Origin of the sequence: Acinetobacter sp. F9 (assembly GCF_019195275.1) — a bacterium.
Classification (GTDB): Bacteria; Pseudomonadota; Gammaproteobacteria; order Pseudomonadales; family Moraxellaceae; genus Acinetobacter; species Acinetobacter pseudolwoffii.
The window spans coordinates 628108-645366 of sequence record NZ_CP078068.1 but is presented as its reverse complement, the minus strand read 5'-3'; the positions used below and the strand labels follow the sequence as shown (position 1 = coordinate 645366).

Annotated in this window: 19 protein-coding genes, 1 tRNA gene and 1 pseudogene; 10 read left to right on the top strand and 11 right to left on the bottom strand. The window is 41.0% G+C overall.

What is annotated here, in order from left to right:
- Window positions 1-134: 134 nt before the first annotated feature.
- Window positions 135-899, top strand: a complete 765-nt coding sequence (locus KT990_RS03125) for a glutathione S-transferase family protein (protein WP_005097394.1) — start codon at window positions 135-137, stop codon at window positions 897-899.
- Between the two features lie 60 nt (window positions 900-959).
- Here the strand turns inward: KT990_RS03125 and KT990_RS03120 are convergent, their stop codons facing one another.
- The gene (locus tag KT990_RS03120; RefSeq protein WP_218209151.1) at window positions 960-2108 is read right to left on the bottom strand and encodes a hypothetical protein; all 1149 of its coding nucleotides are present in this window, start codon (window positions 2106-2108) and stop codon (window positions 960-962) included.
- 386 nt (window positions 2109-2494) lie between these two features.
- Between KT990_RS03120 and KT990_RS03115 the strand changes: the two genes are divergently transcribed.
- Window positions 2495-2965, top strand: a complete 471-nt coding sequence (locus tag KT990_RS03115; protein WP_005097392.1) for an Lrp/AsnC family transcriptional regulator — start codon at window positions 2495-2497, stop codon at window positions 2963-2965.
- Window positions 2966-3033: 68 nt separating this feature from the next.
- On the opposite strand, the gene KT990_RS03110 is transcribed toward KT990_RS03115, so the two are convergent.
- Together KT990_RS03110 and KT990_RS03105 are read right to left on the bottom strand one after the other, a co-directional pair.
- Window positions 3034-3783 carry a YebC/PmpR family DNA-binding transcriptional regulator gene (locus KT990_RS03110; protein ID WP_005097391.1) on the bottom strand — a complete coding sequence of 250 codons (750 nt, stop codon included), beginning with the start codon at window positions 3781-3783 and terminating at the stop codon, window positions 3034-3036.
- 245 nt (window positions 3784-4028) lie between these two features.
- Window positions 4029-4583, bottom strand: coding sequence for a 1-acyl-sn-glycerol-3-phosphate acyltransferase (locus KT990_RS03105; protein WP_159516036.1), 555 nt, complete (start codon window positions 4581-4583; stop codon window positions 4029-4031).
- Window positions 4584-5380: 797 nt separating this feature from the next.
- Here KT990_RS03105 and KT990_RS03100 point away from each other — a divergent pair.
- The 3 genes from KT990_RS03100 (at window position 5381) to KT990_RS03090 (ending at window position 6967) form a co-directional block, all read left to right on the top strand.
- Window positions 5381-5457, top strand: a tRNA-Ile gene (locus KT990_RS03100).
- A 193-nt stretch (window positions 5458-5650) separates the two neighbouring features.
- Complete coding sequence (locus tag KT990_RS03095; RefSeq protein WP_218209150.1) at window positions 5651-5833, top strand: Arm DNA-binding domain-containing protein; 183 nt, start codon at window positions 5651-5653, stop codon at window positions 5831-5833.
- 906 nt (window positions 5834-6739) lie between these two features.
- Complete coding sequence (locus KT990_RS03090; RefSeq protein WP_074383544.1) at window positions 6740-6967, top strand: hypothetical protein; 228 nt, start codon at window positions 6740-6742, stop codon at window positions 6965-6967.
- A gap of 16 nt (window positions 6968-6983) precedes the next feature.
- On the opposite strand, the gene bioB is transcribed toward KT990_RS03090, so the two are convergent.
- From bioB to queG, 3 genes are all read right to left on the bottom strand, one after another.
- Window positions 6984-7985 (bottom strand): biotin synthase BioB, encoded by a 1002-nt coding sequence (bioB, locus tag KT990_RS03085; protein ID WP_100329905.1) that lies wholly within the window; start codon window positions 7983-7985, stop codon window positions 6984-6986.
- A 144-nt stretch (window positions 7986-8129) separates the two neighbouring features.
- Window positions 8130-8330, bottom strand: a complete 201-nt coding sequence (locus KT990_RS03080; RefSeq protein WP_005097383.1) for a hypothetical protein — start codon at window positions 8328-8330, stop codon at window positions 8130-8132.
- Between the two features lie 109 nt (window positions 8331-8439).
- Window positions 8440-9534 carry a tRNA epoxyqueuosine(34) reductase QueG gene (queG, locus tag KT990_RS03075; RefSeq protein ID WP_005097382.1) on the bottom strand — a complete coding sequence of 365 codons (1095 nt, stop codon included), beginning with the start codon at window positions 9532-9534 and terminating at the stop codon, window positions 8440-8442.
- Between the two features lie 23 nt (window positions 9535-9557).
- On the opposite strand from queG, the gene KT990_RS03070 reads away from it, so the two are divergent.
- A complete protein-coding gene (locus tag KT990_RS03070) occupies window positions 9558-11039 on the top strand; it encodes an NAD(P)H-hydrate dehydratase (RefSeq protein ID WP_180072296.1) in 1482 nt (493 codons plus the stop codon).
- A 277-nt stretch (window positions 11040-11316) separates the two neighbouring features.
- Here the strand turns inward: KT990_RS03070 and ruvC are convergent, their stop codons facing one another.
- Window positions 11317-11862 carry a crossover junction endodeoxyribonuclease RuvC gene (ruvC, locus tag KT990_RS03065; RefSeq protein ID WP_004278925.1) on the bottom strand — a complete coding sequence of 182 codons (546 nt, stop codon included), beginning with the start codon at window positions 11860-11862 and terminating at the stop codon, window positions 11317-11319.
- Window positions 11863-11987: 125 nt separating this feature from the next.
- On the opposite strand from ruvC, the gene KT990_RS03060 reads away from it, so the two are divergent.
- Window positions 11988-12542 carry an FxsA family protein gene (locus KT990_RS03060; RefSeq protein ID WP_218209149.1) on the top strand — a complete coding sequence of 185 codons (555 nt, stop codon included), beginning with the start codon at window positions 11988-11990 and terminating at the stop codon, window positions 12540-12542.
- A gap of 126 nt (window positions 12543-12668) precedes the next feature.
- Complete coding sequence (locus KT990_RS03055) at window positions 12669-13307, top strand: LysE family transporter (RefSeq protein ID WP_005097378.1); 639 nt, start codon at window positions 12669-12671, stop codon at window positions 13305-13307.
- On the opposite strand, the gene KT990_RS03050 is transcribed toward KT990_RS03055, so the two are convergent.
- The 3 genes from KT990_RS03050 to ahpF all read right to left on the bottom strand — a co-directional run bounded on the left by KT990_RS03050 (window position 13291) and on the right by ahpF (window position 15723).
- Complete coding sequence (locus KT990_RS03050; RefSeq protein ID WP_005097377.1) at window positions 13291-13491, bottom strand: hypothetical protein; 201 nt, start codon at window positions 13489-13491, stop codon at window positions 13291-13293. The genes KT990_RS03055 and KT990_RS03050 overlap by 17 nt on opposite strands.
- A 146-nt stretch (window positions 13492-13637) precedes the next feature.
- Window positions 13638-13886, bottom strand: coding sequence for a hypothetical protein (locus KT990_RS03045; RefSeq protein WP_218209148.1), 249 nt, complete (start codon window positions 13884-13886; stop codon window positions 13638-13640).
- Window positions 13887-14157: 271 nt separating this feature from the next.
- Entirely contained in the window at window positions 14158-15723 is a 1566-nt protein-coding gene (gene ahpF / locus KT990_RS03040; protein WP_218209147.1) for an alkyl hydroperoxide reductase subunit F, read from the bottom strand.
- A 234-nt stretch (window positions 15724-15957) separates the two neighbouring features.
- On the opposite strand from ahpF, the gene KT990_RS03035 reads away from it, so the two are divergent.
- A complete protein-coding gene (locus KT990_RS03035) occupies window positions 15958-16176 on the top strand; it encodes a DUF1653 domain-containing protein (protein WP_005097373.1) in 219 nt (72 codons plus the stop codon).
- A gap of 23 nt (window positions 16177-16199) precedes the next feature.
- Window positions 16200-16800: pseudogene (locus KT990_RS03030) on the top strand (O-methyltransferase).
- Between the two features lie 2 nt (window positions 16801-16802).
- On the opposite strand, the gene KT990_RS03025 reads toward KT990_RS03030, so the two are convergent.
- Window positions 16803-17009 carry a KTSC domain-containing protein gene (locus KT990_RS03025; RefSeq protein WP_100329913.1) on the bottom strand — a complete coding sequence of 69 codons (207 nt, stop codon included), beginning with the start codon at window positions 17007-17009 and terminating at the stop codon, window positions 16803-16805.
- Window positions 17010-17259: the final 250 nt, after the last annotated feature.

Sequence of the window (17259 nt, the reverse complement as noted above, 5' to 3'; positions counted from 1 at the left end):
ATAGAGGAATAATCAGCCAGTATTGTACTTTTGGATAAAAATCACATTGTTTTTCTAAAATTGAGTGACTAAAGTATCTGAATAAAACAGCGGCCTATACGCCCTGATCCAATAACGATAAACATGGAGCATGCATGCGAACTTTATACCAGTTTCCTTTATCTCACTTTTGCGAAAAAGCACGTTGGATGCTGGACCATAAAGAGCTGTACTATGTTGCTCACAACCTGATTCCCGGCGTACATCGGGCTTTTGCCCGACTGAAAACAGGACAGAATCGTCTGCCTATTTTGCGCGATCAGGACAAATGGATTGCAGATTCAACCCAGATTGCGCTTTATCTGGATGATACTTATCCAGAACATCGTTTATTGTATGCTGAAGGACATTTTCGAAATAAAGCCTTAGAAATTAATGAAATTACTCTGGAGCTGGGTCGTCATGTCCGCCGCTGGATGCTCTCTCAAGCGCTGACTTCCGATCATGAATCTCTCGATATTTTAATTGGTGAGCAGGGCTATTTGCGCCAGTTTGAAAAATTTTCTAAACCTTTATTAAAAGCGATGGTCGCCAAGGGTTATGCATTGAATGAGGAAACTGTGGCGGAATCCAAACAGCATATTGATGTCACTGTACAGCAACTCAATCAGATGCTGGTTAGTCAAGGTGGATATTATTTTGTCGGAAATCGTTTAGGTCTGGCGGATATTGCTGTCTGCTCTATGCTTGCTCCATTATTGGCGATTCCGGGGACGCCGTGGGAAAAAGAAAATTTTGAAACCTTGTCCGAAGAATATCGTGATTATCAGCAACATTTAAATGCGTTGCCTTTGGGTGAATATATTTGTCGTATTTATCGGACTGAGCGTAATGCACGGGTAGACTGGCGTGGTGTATAAGCTTCAAGGCAAATCCTAAAATTAAAAACGCGCATTTGCGCGTTTTTAATGAGATGATGACTAACCCCAAGGATTAGTCTGGTCGATATCAATATTTTTAGTAAAATTATTGAGAAGTGAACCAAAATCAAAGCTGGATGAACCACCACCACTGCCAATATTCTGAATCGTATCTTGAGTGTCAGGCAGAATAGCAGACAAGTCAATATTGGAATCTGTGGCACCCACATCTTGGACCAGATCACCTAGATCAGGTAATTCAATCGAAGAGCTATTATCAATCAATTGCCCAATGCCTCCGGCAATGCTACCTAGATCAAACCCGTTTGAAGCAGAGGAAATTCCTTCGATCAGAGTACCCAGATCCAGATCACTATCTAGATTGAGATTACCCAATAATCCTCCTAAATCTATGCCATTTGAGCCATTCGCGATCAGGCCGCTGAGTAAATCGGTAAAGCCATCGAGATCAAAATCCCCCGCTGCATTCTCACCGACAAAACCGCTAATTAAATCTGTGATAGCACCGATATCAAAATCATTGCCTGTATTGCCGCCGATTAAACCGCCGATCAGATCTGCAATCGCGCCGATGTCGATATCACCCAGTGCACCAGACCCACCAATCAGACCACCAACCAGCTGAACGATTTGTGCAATATCAATCTCGCCATTACCACTGATCAGGTTGATGACCAGATCTGCAATCGCAGCAATGTCGATGTTGCTTGAACCACCGATGAGACCACTCACCAGTTGGACAATTTGAGCAATATCAATCTCGCCATTACCGCCGATGAGACCGCCGACGAGTTTGGAAATAGCACCAATATCCAGATTGCTGCTATTGTTCGCCATTAGGCCATTCAACAAATTGGTGATCTGGCCAATATTAAAACTGCCCCCATTGGATTGGGTTAAGCTGCTGATCAGACTCTGAATATCTAACTTCGAAGCATTTGAACCAGACAACTGAGTTAATAAATTGCTCAGATTTGCGCTGTTCAGACTATGTCCAGAGAGAAGGCTGTTTAATAATGAGCTCACGGAAGGTTGTGAATTAGAGCTGTTTAGACTGCCAATGAGATTGCTAAGCGTACCTGAGGCTGTTCCAGCGAATAAGCCACCTAACAGGCTTTTAGTTTGTGTTTCAGCCGTTAAGACAGGACTCACCTTGGTTTTAATCAAACTTAAAATTTTAGAAGCCATGAGCATTCCTTATTTAATATTTTTGAAAAATGCTATTTTTATTTTTATTTTTAGTGCGGCTTTGTTTTAATCTATTTCTATACACTTGTAAAAGATAAGTGGCTGAACTGTGCGGGTACTTGAAGGTCTGGCTTGTATTTTGCTGGACTAATTAAACTTAAACTATTAAAAAATAAATAATTAATAGAAATTACCATTGGTCATTTTTTAGAATTATATGATTAACGGTTATCTGGTTCAGGATTGAAAGTTACTTTATAAAATGGCAGAAGATTTGGAAAATATTTTCAGAATATGAAAACTTTGTGAAAAATAAATAAATATTGTATAACAGGGAGAGCGCAATATTTTGCTATTTTTATTGATTATTAAGAAAGAGTATAAAAATGGAACTGGATCGTTTCGATAAACATATTCTAGAAATATTGACCCATGAGGATGTCAATCTGAATGAACTGTCAGAGCGGGTAAATTTATCTGTGAGTTCAGTCCATCGCCGGATCAAACACTTGATCGATCACAATATTATCAGTGGCTTAAAGCGTGAAATTAATTATCAGAAATTAGGTTTCACGCTGCATGTACTGTTACAGGTGTCGCTAAGTAAACATGATAGTGATACTTTTGCTAAATTTCTGGAAGAACTGGAAAGTATTCCCGAAGTGATTAATGCCTTTTTGGTCACCGGCCAGTCTGCGGATTTTATTGTCGAAGTAGTGGCGCGAGATATGGAAAATTATAGTGAAATTTTACTCAAGCGTATCGGGAAAATTGAGCATGTGGTTGCACTGCATTCGAGCTTTGTCATTAAAGAATATAATGTCTTTAACTGTAGCGGATTACTCAATAAAGTTTGATCCTAGGCGAGAGTAGTAGACAACTATAAAAAACGCACCCAAGGGTGCGTTTTTAGTTTTGATCAAGCTTAAGCGTCTAATTGCGCCATCACTTCATCAGTAAACTCTACGTTGGTATATACGTTTTGAACATCATCTAAATCTTCAAACATATCGATCATTTTCAAAATCATTTTGGCTTGATCAACATCTGTAATTTCAGCTTTGGTTGAAGGGCTCATCACCACTTCAGCATTGTCAGACTTCAGACCTGCTGCAGTGAGCGCATCCTGTACATCACCAAAGCTTTCAGGCGTGGTAATTACCAGAATTTCATCTTCAGCAATTTCAATATCTTCCGCGCCTGCTTCCAAAGCTACTTCCATGATTTGATCTTCTAAAGAAACATCTTCAAAAGTGATCTCGCCACGTTTGGTAAACAGATAAGCCACTGAACCGGCAGTACCTAAGTTACCATTGGTTTTTGAGAAGCAATGGCGAACATCAGGAACAGTACGATTCAGGTTGTCTGTCATGGTCTCTACCAGAACAGCAACACCACCTACACCATAACCTTCATAGGTCACTTCTTTCAGGTCGTCGTTATCTTCGCCACCCGCACCACGTTGAATGGCACGGTTGATCACATCACGTGTCATATTTACAGATAATGCTTTTTCAACCACCGCACGCAGACGAGGGTTGCTACCTGCATCTGGACCACCGAGTTTTGCCGCAGTGGTTAATTCACGAATATATTTGGTAAAAAGCTTACCACGACTCGCATCTTGTTTTGCTTTACGATGCTTAATATTGGCCCACTTGGAATGACCCGCCATGCGAACTTTGCTCCTTGTAGATTGGCTGTATGCCTATCAGAATGCCGAAATTCTACCATAAGCTTTTTTTTAAAAAAAAGTGTCTGGATTTGAGATTTCAGGATAAAACAAAAAAATTGTATTAAATTGATAGAAAAGGGGAATGCTATAGTGCAGTTTTTGATTTTATTTTTCAAATTTATACAAATGCTTTAGGAGGACATGAACAGCAAAGGATCTGTTCATGTCGAGCACTGTTACTGAGCTTATTCCGGAATGACAATATCCAGATCCACTTTATCTTTATAGAGCTGTTTGATTAAGGCCAGATCTTGAGCCAGATCTGTTGGATAAATCTTGCCTAAAATGCCACCTTGTTTGGTTCTGGAATTGGCATATAGCAACACAATCGGCACATTGGCAGCTTTGGCAATATGCCAGAAGCCGGTACGGATCGGTTTACGTGCTTCACCTTGCTTGGCACGTGTAGCTTCTGGTGCAATCACCAGATTAAACTTTTCATTATTCTGAAAATGCTCCACCATCTGGGTCACGATATCTTTATTGGCCTTGCGGTCAACAGGAATACCACCGACAGCTTTTAATAGCGGTTTGAAAGGTCCTTTAAATAGTTCTTTTTTGATCAAGGTATGAACTTTAAGATCATAAATCTGGAAGAGGGCAATCGACAGCACCGCATCCATCATTGAAGTATGTTCAAAGCCAATAATGACCTGTTTGTTTTCGAGTACATCTGGTTCGACATGATATTGCCAACCCGCAAGTTTAAATGCAGATTCGCCAATGAATTTATTTAGCATAAGCACAGATTAAGTAAAAGCCATATGTGGAGAATTGCATAATTTCTTCTTGTTCGGCCATTCAGTCAATAGGCTGGCAAATAAAACGTGTAAATAATGTAGAAATCTATAATTTCTTGATCTTTTTAAACTGAAATATTAAGAGCTAAAATGTATAAATAAAAAATTTTGATATTAAAAAAGTACTATTAGATATAAAAAAAGTCTTAAAATGGTGAAAAAATGACTATCCAGAGCAAGATTTAGTTATTAGACTTTTGTCGAAGAAGAGAAGGGGTATTAATCCTTTCTATTTTGTTGTTCTTTCTACTCTGAGATTGAAAACTATGACATACATTACAGCCTTTGTAGTCTCTTTATTGATTTTAGTGCTTATAATTGTATGGTCTTTCATCGAAATTAAGCAGGATTTGCGTAAAGAAAAAGAAATGAAATCTCAATTCTAATTTTTCTTTATTCTGCAGCTCATATACTTTTCCATCATTTTTAATATTTTATCAAATATTTTTTGATACTTTATAAATATACTGAGACGTCAAATCTATCAAATGTATGCTTTATTCTATGAGGTTGACGTCAATATTTCAGGCTAGGCTGCCTTAAATTGATCTGTATATACCCATTTTTCTGCATGTCTTTAGACTGAAGTATTAAAGAACTAGAATTTCTTTCGAATTAAGTCATGATGATTGCTGCCTAAGTGTTCAAGTGGTTATAAAAGTACTTGTCTTTCAAAAAAATCTTAGCTAGTATTCATGACGCTTGAACTTATTGATAAATAAAGTTTTCAGCATGTAGGGCCTATAGCTCAGTTGGTTAGAGCAGCGGACTCATAATCCGTTGGTCGACAGTTCAAGTCTGTCTGGGCCCACCAAATTCATGTGTTTATATAGTAAAATACATACTTAAACCCTTGATTCTAAAAGAGTTAAGGGTTTTTTAATGTCTTAAGAATACTCAGGTGTACTCGTATAAAAACACCCTATTCGTATCCTTGTTTGTATCATAAATTTAAAATATAACTCAGGATACAGGAGCCTAGTTTAATCTAGGAAAATCAAAATTTTATGGCTAAATCTAAATTACTCACAGATACCCAATATGCAGCGTTAAAAGCACAAGAATCTGAGTACAGAGTTTCCGATATTTCAGGTCTGTATTTAAAAGTCGTTGTAACAGGTAAAAATCATGGCAGTTGCGGTTTAAGAATACACTTGGTAAATGGACATAGCTTGGGACTTATCCAGTAATCTCAGTCAGAGAAGCATGTTCAATGGCCATTAAGTATTAAAATGGTGAACTCATTTTAAAAACTAAAAATGAGAAGTTATTGGAAGCTCAACAAAAAGAGAACCTATTGTTTGGTAATTTACTGATTAAATGGATGAAGACAAAGCAAGCTGTATGAACTGATAAAACTTATAAGAAAGAGTATCAGTCGATAGAAAAGCATATATTGCCAGTATTTTGTTATCGTCTATTCAAAGACATACCTGCTTCGGAGTGGAAAGGATTTTTCCAATAAAAACAATTAAATGAGCAGATATTCAATCGATTTGAAAAACTAATTTCGTATTGTCGTAATGCTTATGATTTTACCATTGACGATAATTTAACTATTACACTTAAATAAAAATTAGGCAATATTTGCATCAACTTATAAAAAAGAGGTCTGGCTTCAATAGATGAGTTTTATGAGCCATTCTTGAGGATTTTTTATCTAGAAGAATTTTACCTCAGGAAAAAAGTTTATATTTATGAATGGACTGTGATGCACTTCAAAAAATATCAGGAAATAAGATGAAAAGTAGATGAAATGCATTTTACAACTGAGAAAATTATGCTAATAAATAAGAGATGATTTTTTAGTCAGAAATCATGATGTTTCAGGAAGGAATATCTTAAGAAGCGTATTAAAAAAATGATTAAACAGGAGTTTCAAGATGCTTCAGCTATTAAGAAAATTATTTTGCTTGCATATCTATGAGTACGAGCAAATGCAGGAAATCGGGGAACACAGGGAGTGTCGTAAGTGTGGGATCAATAAGGACTGATGTTTTACAAAAAAAAGTGAGCGAGGGCTCACTTTTTTTATGCTTATACTTGGCTAATTTCCGTTAAAATTAGAGTGAAATTCCAAGCTGATGATCGGGCATATGAGCAAAAATTTTCATGCAGATACCTATATCGTAGACAGCAATCTGGCAGATACGCTGCATTGGCTTAGTCTGCATCAAGACAGTTATGAGTCTTTTAGCTATGATGCAATCACTCAGGAGTTGGTGGTGCATCATGCCAATGGAATGGATCAAATCAGAGTTGGAGATTATCTGAATGCCCGCTATGGCATACTGATTACTGCACATAACTTTTCAGCGACTTAATTCACTCCTATATTGCTTAGCCTGCCATCGCATCGGTCGCCAATGCACGTACACTTGGTTTAGGCTGCTCTGCAACCAGACCTAATTTCTCAAATAGCTTTTGGTCACGACCTTGGGCAGTATTTGGGGTGGTCAAAAGTTTTTCACCCGAGAAAATGGAATTGGCACCGGCCATAAATGCCAGAGCCTGATCTGAATCGGTTAACGATTCACGGCCCGCAGAGAGGCGGATGTAGCTTTTTGGCATCAAGAGGCGCGCCACTGCAATGGTACGAATCCATTCAATAACATCCAGTTTTTCTACATCTGCCATTGGTGTGCCTTCAATTGGAACCAGCATATTGATCGGGACAGATTCAGGGTGAATGACCAGCGTGGCAAGTTCATATAATAAACCAATCCGGTCATTACGGCTTTCGCCCAGTCCGACAATACCGCCACTACATACTTTTAAACCGGCTTGACGCACATAATCCAAAGTATCGAGACGGTCATCAAAGCTTCGGGTACTGATGATATGTGAATAATATTCACGAGAAGTATCCAGATTGTGGTTGTAATAATCCAGACCGGCATCTTTCAAACGTTCTGCTTGGGATGCATTCAACATGCCCAGTGTCATACAGGTTTCCAGACCGAGTGCTTTAACTTCCTGCACCATTTCCAGAACATAAGGCATATCGCGCTCATGCGGGTTACGCCATGCAGCGCCCATACAGAAACGAGAGCTTCCAGAAGCCAGTGCCTGTTTAGCCTCCTGAATGACTTTATCGACCGCGATACGTTTTTCAGCTTCTAGCTTGGAATCATAATGCGCAGATTGTGAACAGTATTTGCAGTCTTCTGGGCATTTGCCTGTTTTGATCGAGAGGAGGGTGCTGACCTGAACTGTATTGGCAGTGAAGTGCTCACGATGAACCTGTTGCGCCTGAAACAATAAATCCATTAAAGGCTGCTGATACAGTGCCTGTATTTCTTCACGTGACCAATCATTGCGTACTGCATTACTCGTGTTCATATATCTGTCCTTGTTTGTGCTTATTTATCATTCACCTCATCTTAATAAAAATGTGTGTCTGCCTCACTAGCAAAATATGACCTTCTATAACCAACAAAGCCCACACGGGGTGGACTTTGTCATTATATTTAATCCTGAAATTTTTTATTCACGATGACCCCCATGAATATTCTGATTTTGCAGATCGTCACGATGCTGCTTGTTCAGCACTCGTTCATCCTGCTCATGCTGATTGTTCTTAGGAGAATCGATTGGCCCATGTTGGGGCTGCTGCTGTTGTTGCTTCTGCTGTTTAAGCTGATCTAGCTGTTCGTGCTGTTGCTGTTTTTTATCTTGCTCTTGCATCTTCAGTCCCTCTCGTCATTTTTTCATCTCTTTCTTTATGACATAAAGTGATCAAATATTGTGTAAGCCTTATAAGAGATCGAGTGAGCCGAAGTAATAAATTGAAAATTTATGCTGTTTTGGTCAACTGTTCCTGAATCGCCCAATCAATATGCACCTGCACAATTTCGTCATGTAATGCCCGTTGATGTTGTAAAGCGTAAACAATCTTTTCATCAAAAGGTGCATTGCCCAGACCAATTGCGATATTGCGCATGAAGCTTTGATAACCTGTACGACGCATTGGACTGCCTTCGGTCGCACTTAAGAAGGTGGTTTCATCCCATTGCCATAAATCTAGCAAGCTGACCTGATCCAGACCATGTCGTGGATGAAAATCTTCTACCGGGGTGATTTGGGCAAAACTGTTCCAAGGACAAATTAGCTGGCAATCGTCACAACCAAAAACCCGGTTACCAATTCCGCGGCGCAAATCTTCTGGAATAATGCCTTTATACTCGATGGTTAAGTAAGCAATACATCGCCGTGCATCCAGCATATAGGGCTCGACAATGGCCTGAGTTGGACAGATGTCGATACAGGCCGTACAGGAACCACAATGTTTACTGGCAGGCGCATCAAAAGGGAGGTCCAGAGAAGTAAATAGCTCTCCAAGCACAAAGAAAGAACCAGACTTTTTATGAATCAGCAGGGTATGTTTACCTGTCCAGCCCATGCCAGCACTTTCAGCCAGTGATTTTTCAAAAATGGGTGCAGAATCGGCAAAAGGGCGTGATTCAAAATCGCCAACTTTTTCTCGGATTTTTGTCGCCAAGGTTTTTAGCCGACCGCGCATGATCTTGTGATAATCCCGGCCACGGGCATAACGCGCAATAATCGCGGAATTGGGTGCATACGGAACGTAACGTGGCTTTGGAGTCTCGACCAGATAATCCATACGCACGCAGATAATGCTGCGCGTGCCGGGGACAAGTAAGGCAGGATTGGCACGTTTTTCCAGATTATCTTCCAGAAATTTCATGTCGCCATGATAGCCACGATCCAGATATTCCTGTAAGCGCGCTAATTCTGCTTGAGCATCTGGTTTGGCAATGACACAATCAGAAAACCCCAATTCTAGCGCCTGCGCTTTAATCCAGGCTTTTAGCTCGGCTGGATCTTGTTGATAGACTTGAATTTGTGCGTAAGAATCGGGAGTTGTCATAAACCAAAGACAGGGAATAAAAAATGCAGCAACAAGTTTACCATAGCCCTGTTTATCATAGCCAAAGTATTCAAGCATGGGAGCAGCGTTGGTTTCAGCAGCAAAATAGTTCCTATGGTTTGATGCAGCAGGTGGCTTGGTCAGTCACACAGCGTCTGAGTGTGCTATTTAAAGAAAAAAATATACAGAAAATAGCGGTGTGTTGTGGTCAGGGCAATAATGCTGGTGATGGTTATCTGATTGCAAAATATTTAAAACAGGCCGGTTTCGATGTAGATATTTATGCGGCTGAAAAAGGTCAATCAGTGGACTTGGCCAAAGCTTGGCAAGAAGCGCTGGATGCTGGATTGAAAGTAGGGCCGCATTTTCAGTTTAAGCATGAATATGACGCTTATATCGATGCCTTATTTGGCATTGGTTTAAATCGTGAGCTGGATGCGAACTGGCAATCCATCATCCAATTGATCAATGACCAGAAAGGTCTCAAAATCGCGGTTGATATACCGAGTGGACTGCATGCCAATACCGGTCAGCCTTTGCCTATTGCGGTTAAAGCGGATTTTACGTATACGGTTTTGGGCTTAAAGGCAGGACTGTTTACCGGACAAGCTAAGGAATATGCCGCTAAGGTTGAACTGATTTCTGCCATTCCAGTTGATGCCGAACTGCAACCAGTTGCCAAACTTTCCTCACAGCAGATTAAATTACCGAAACGTGAAGCCTTTGGTCATAAAGGCAGTTATGGTCATGTGCTGGTGGTGGGGGGGCATGCTGAAATGGGCGGAGCAGTGATTATGGCAGCAGAAGCGGCATTTGCTGCCGGAGCAGGTAAGGTCACCATTGTCTGTGATGCGAAACACCATACCGCCATTTTGTCTCGTGCGCCGAATATTATGCTGCGTGATATTAATGCTCTCAACATAGAGCAGCGCACAGCCTTAATTCAGCAGGTCGATGCAGTCTGTTTTGGTATGGGCATGGGACGTGATCAATGGGCAAAAGAGCAATATCAGGCATGGTTTGATTTAATTCGAAATTCAGACTTAGACATTGTTTTAGATGCAGATGCATTGTGGTTTTTAGCCAAACAGCCGCAACAATTAAATTCTAAAACTTACAGTACACCGCATCCGGGTGAAGCGGCAACTTTACTTGATTGTAAAACCTTGGACATTGAAACAGATCGGATTCAAGCGATTCATGCCTTAAGGCAGAAGTATGGTGGGCAATGGGTGCTGAAAGGCTCAGGTAGCCTGATTCTGGAACAACAGCTGTATATTTGCACTGCCGGGAATGCGGGTATGGGAACAGGCGGCATGGGGGATGTGCTGGCCGGGATGATTGCCAGTCTAAAGGCACAATTTGCTCAATCCATTCATTTGCATGAAATTGTGACGCTGCATGCACTGGCAGGGGATGAACTGGCCAAAAACGGCGAACGTGGTTTGCAGGCGCAGGACATGAAACATGCAATTTATCAGGTGGTTAATCGTGAAGGCGGCTAATCTGTCTGCAATCAAGCTGAAAATTTCAGGCCAAGTGCGAGGTGTGGATTAGCGCTACTGGTTTGCTGAGCAGGCTGTGGCACTCGATTTAAAAGGCTAGGTGAAAAATTTAAGTAGTGGCGAAGTGGAGGCTGTTATTGTTGGCGCAGATTCACCGCTTCAGGAAATCATTGCACAAAGTTGACAAGGGCCTGCTTGTGCAATCGGACAAGCAATTATTCCGGAGCCTCTGCAATCCGATTTAGGTATTCAAGGCTTTAAAATACGGCGCTAAACATTAACGACGACGGCTGCTGACCCGACTGCGGCCACGTGCCATGCCGCCCAAAGCATTGAGTACCGCCATTTTACTCATACTGCCCGAGGCATGTGCATGACAAATGGCAGCCGCCAGTGCATCGGCAGCATCCTGTTGCGGTTTGATGCTGAGTTTTAAAATATTCATCACCATCATCTGTACCTGCTCTTTATCGGCAGCGCCATAACCCACTACAGACTGCTTGATCTGGCGCGCCGTATATTCAGCAACTTTTAAATCCAGATTGACCAGCGCGGCAACAGCAGCACCACGGGCCTGACCCAGTTTCAAGGCAGAATCCGGATTTTGTGCCATAAAGACCTGTTCTACTGCGGCTTCTGTCGGGCCATAAAATTTTACAATCCGCTCTACACCGGCAAAAATTCGTTTTAAACGTTCAGGCATTTCCGTGGTTTCTGTGCGGATCGTACCGGCATCGACAAAAGTCAGTTTGGAGCCGTCTTTTTCGATAATTCCGTAACCGGTTAAACGAGAACCGGGGTCAATCCCAATAATTAATGACATGCCTGCACTTTAAAAATAGAATAATGCCCATATTGTTACATAAGCGTATCAAAAAAGCTTGATCCTGATGAAGCAGTTGATTACATCATCCTATTATTTATTTTACTGAGATTAGATTAATTTTCATGAAATTATTTCTTATTATCCTTGCAGGCTTAATCCTAGAAGTATTTGTCTGGATTGGCGTGGGTGACCTCGTCGGGAGCATGTGGTACGTATTTTTCTGGTTTATCGCTGCATTTTTTATTGGTATGAACCTGATCCGTAAATATTCGGCCGGTGTGATGCCACAGATGCAGCAAATGCAAATGGGGCAGATGAATGCAGATCCTGCATTAACAGGAAATTTACCTAAAATTTTAGCAGGCTTTTTCCTGCTTCTTCCTGGCTTAATTAGCGATGTACTGGCGGTATTAATGCTGATTCCAGCCGTGCAGCAGGTATTTAAAGCTGCCATGATGAAGGCGATGATGAAACGTCAGCAGGCCATGATGGAAAAAATGATGGGCGATATGGGGGGTGCGCAAGGCCAGAACCCCTTTGCCGAGATAATGCGTCAAATGCAGGATATGCAAAACCAGCAAGCAGGTCGTGGTGATTCAACCATCATTGATGGTGAAGCGCGTGAAGTGAAGCCTGAAGCGAAAAAAATTGAAATGAAAGATATCAATCCAAAATAAGATATTCATCTGCAAAGTTCAAAAGGTTATATTTAAGCCGAATCTGATGATTCGGTTTTTTATTGGAATATTCTCATTAGTTTGAACAAACGTTATAATCATTTTTTATAATTTAACGCTATTTTAATGTCTCTGCTTTTTACCATCTGCCTTCTGCATTTTGTTGCTCAACTAAGTCCTGGCCCTGATGTTCTACTGATCGCCAAAAGTGCTGCATCTACCACACGCCAAAATGCCCTGAAAATTATTGCAGGTATTTCGGCCGGTATTGTCGTGTGGGTGGTACTGACACTGGCCGGATTTACCGTTTTAATCGAGCAGTTTCCATGGGTCCAGCAGGTCTTGATGCTGCTCGGTGGAATATTCCTGGCAAAAATGGGCTGGGCAATGCTCAAAGGTGGTGTGCGCAGTTTTAGGAATAAACATCAGCCCGAAGATGATTCCAATGAACTGGCACAACCCAAAAATTACTTTATGTTGGGTCTATGGACCAACCTCTCTAATCCTAAAACGCTGATCTATTTTAGCAGCGTATTTTCACTGGCACTGAGTTCGTCAGCCTCGGAATATCTGAAAGCACAACTCGCGGTGATTATTCCCTTGCAGACTTTTATCACTTTCGCTTTACTCATGTTGCTGATTTCACAGCCGAAAATTAAAGCTCTGTATCAGCGTTCAGGGAGTTATATTGATATCGTTTCAGGCGGGCTATTTTTACTCTTTGCGTTATGGTTATGGTATGACGCGCTTATTTTGATGAATTAACTGGATGATCATCCAAAGTGGATTCGGTGGATATAAGTGAAGAAGACACTAAATTTTCTTGTGTTTTAACCGCTGTTTGATAGCGATTGGGTCTTAAGCTGGTTTCGGTATTTTCAGAACCCTGATAGCTGCGGCTACGGTTGGCACGCTCGCGTAATCCACCTTTTTTAATTAACTGAACCATTGCATATCTCCCATTCCAAGATCTGCTATTGTAAATCAAATCTGGCAGCTATGAATCGGTTTTTCTGTATAGCGATACTGGTATTAAAGCACCATAAAAAAAGACCTGTTTTTCGGAACAGGTCTCTCAATCAGAGCTAAATAAAATTAACGAAGGCCTTTATTTTCTTCTTGTAAAACATCGAGTATAGAGTGTTGTACGGGAACTTCTTGTTGTTGTGATTGCACATAGACGTGTACCACTTTAAATACGATCGCTGTAGCAAGACAGGCCACCAGACACAAAATCCAGAAGCCAAAAGGACTGCGAATATGATGCGAACCGCAATCTGGACATGATTTTTCTGTAGATTTCACTACTTTTTCGCAGCAGGCACATTGATATTGGTAGTGCATTGTTCTTCTCCCAGGATGTTATCCTTTTTTATTCTTCGATCATGAAAGATGATTTATCACCCTATCATAGGAGAGCTTTCGCAGGCTTGCAATACGAGATTATCGACAGTTACAGACCATCTATACAGAATCAAAATTAATGACATGCTTATGACAAGATTAGCAAGAAGATGAATGGACGCAGTGCTTATAAAATATACTTAATCTAAACAGGTAGTTATTGAAAAATAAAGCCCGCTTCAAGCGGGCTTTATTAGGGTTTTGTTAAGGATTACTGACCTGAACGGATGATGTAATCAAATGCAGACAGTGATGCTTTCGCGCCTTCACCTGTGGCAATGATGATCTGCTTATACGGAACAGTAGTACAGTCACCTGCTGCAAATACACCTTTCACATTGGTTTCGTTGCGTTCGTTAATCAGGATCTCACCACGGTTGGTCAGCTCAACTGGGGTTTCTTTCAGGAAGTCCGTATTTGGCAACAAACCGATCTGCACGAAGATCCCTGCAAGTTCAACTGTATGCTCTTCATCCGTAGCACGGTCTTTGTATTTCAGTGCAGTCACTTGTGAACCGTCACCCACCACTTCAGTCGACAAGGCATTTTTAATCACCGTGGTGTTTGGCAGGCTTGTTAATTTGTCTTGCAACACCTGATCCGCACGCAGTTTAGTATCAAATTCGACCAAAGTCACATGCTCTACAATCCCTGCAAGATCAATCGCAGCTTCAACACCTGAGTTACCCCCACCGATTACCGCAACACGTTTGCCTTTAAACAATGGACCATCACAGTGTGGGCAGTAGGCCACACCACGGGTTTTGTATTCCTGCTCACCCGGAACGTTCATTTCTCTCCAGCGTGCACCTGTAGACAGGATGACCGTTTTCGATTCCAGTTTGGCACCATTCTCTAAAGTGACTTCAACCAAGCCATTTGCAGTCTCAGAAGCACCTTTGATGTTGGATACACGTTGCAGGTTCATGATGTCGACACCGTATTCACGTACATGTGCTTCCATTTCAGCAGCAAACTTGGGACCTTGAGTTTTTTGAATCGATGTATAGTTTTCGATGTCCATGGTGTCCATGACCTGACCACCCATGCGTTCAGCCACGATACCTGTTTTAATGCCTTTACGTGCAGCATAGATGGCAGAGGTATTGCCCGCAGGGCCACCACCAATCACCAGTACATCAAAGGCATCTTTAGCATTGAGCTTTTCAGCCTCTTTTGCTGCAGAGTTGGTGTCCAGTTTCGCCACGATTTCTTCCAAAGTCATACGACCTTGACCGATATGCTGGTTGTCCTGGAACACCATTGGAACTGCCATGATTTTGCGTTCTTCCACTTCATCCTGGAAGAATGCCCCATCAATCATGGTGGCTGTTGTGCCCGGGTTGTAAATTGCAATCAGGTTTAAGGCTTGAACCACATCCGGACAGTTATGGCAGCTGAGTGATACAAATACATCAAAATCAGATTTGATTCCTAAGCCTTTAATCGACTCTAAAACTTCAGCAGATACTTTCGGTGCATAACCAGAGCTTTGTAGTAAAGCCAGAATCAGTGAGGTGAATTCATGCCCCATTGGCAGACCTGCGAAGTAGACCCGTGGTTCTTCACCTGCTTTGGCAATACCGAAACTTGGTACACGTTGGTTCTGGCCATCAAAACGTGCAGTGACTAAATCAGATAATGCAGCCACTTCCTCAACCAGTTCTTTGATTTTTGCAGATTTGTCGGAATCATTTAAAGTCGCCACCAGTTCAATCGGGCTTTCCAGACGTTCGAGTAGTGTTTTTAATTGAGCTGAAGTATTTTGGTCTAACATGGCTAACGTCTCCAAAGGAATAAATATTTATTTGATAAAGCGATATTAGTGCATAAATCAAAATAGGTGAAACAGTTTGTTTTTATAGTATCGATCGGAATTACTGATTTATTGAAAAATGCATCATTAATTTCAGATTTTTATATGGCGTTAGAATAAGAATTTTCAAGTAATTTAACTTGATATTTGCTTAATTCAGTTAGTATTAGGCATCTATAACAGGAGGGCTGAATCATGGAATTACAGCGCGGAATTTATCAGCATTATAAAGGGCAGCTTTATCAGGTATTACATGTCGCCACGCACAGTGAAACTGAAGAAAAGCTGGTGGTTTATCAATGTCTCTATGGGGATTATTCGATTTGGGTGCGCCCTTTAACAATGTTCACTGAAACCATTACCACCAACGATGATCGTGAAGTGGAACGCTTTAAATTAATTCAGGCGCTTTAAGCTAAAAGGCTCAGGGAGGGGCTATGCTAAATCCAGATGAATTTGAAAAATTCATGCATGAATTATATGAAAAATTTCATATGCATGATCTCAAGCAGACAGATCGACTGCAACGATATCGCAATATAGAACCAGAATCAGGTCGATTTTTATCCACGTTGATTCGTGCCCAGCAAGCCAAAGATATTTTGGAAATTGGTACATCCACAGGCTATTCGACTTTATGGCTAGCTGAAGCTGCTCAGCATACCCAAGCAGTGATAACCACACTGGAAATAGATAAAGCACGTGTCACTCAAGCGAAACACTATGCAAATACATTGGGTTTTGAACATCTTATTGATTTTCAAGTGATGGGATGCGCAGCAATATCTAGAAGCTTCACAGCAACAGTTTGATTTTATTTTAATGGATGCTGAGCGCGATGCCTATCTAGGCTATTGGAAGCATTTGGCTCGATTACTCAAGCCAAAATGTGGGATGCTTGTGGTGGATAATGTCATTTCACATGCAGCAGAAGTGGAAGAGTTTATTCAGCTGATTCAGCAAGATCAGCGTTTTATCATCAGCATTGTACCGATCGGTGCGGGTCTGCTGATGGTCGGATATCGTGAATCGCATTAGTTTTAATCCATACAGACTTTATTGAAATGTAAATTATATTCAAGATATTTATGTACGAAAGCAGCTTTATCTTCACGTCTGAGCAGGTTGTCATAAATAAATTCGGGTACAGGATGATAGAGTTCCGTATGGCCATTACTATAAACGATTTTCAGGTGGCGGCTTGAGGGATTATATTTCCATGAAATCACTGTAAGCAGTTTTTGCATATGCGTTCCTCCACTGAATATTTATTTTCTTATCATTTGAACTTATGCCATGCCGTGCTGTAGATGTATAGCTATATTGTAAGAATGGGCAGAGGATTGTAAGAAAATAGCTGCAGCGAGAAATTAAAACTTATTCAGCGCAGTTTGATAGATCGCAAAGAAATAGACGATTCAAGCAATTTCGGGATAAATACACACACTCAATCTGCGTGTAAACATTACTTCTAAAATAAATAAATCAAATCAAAAG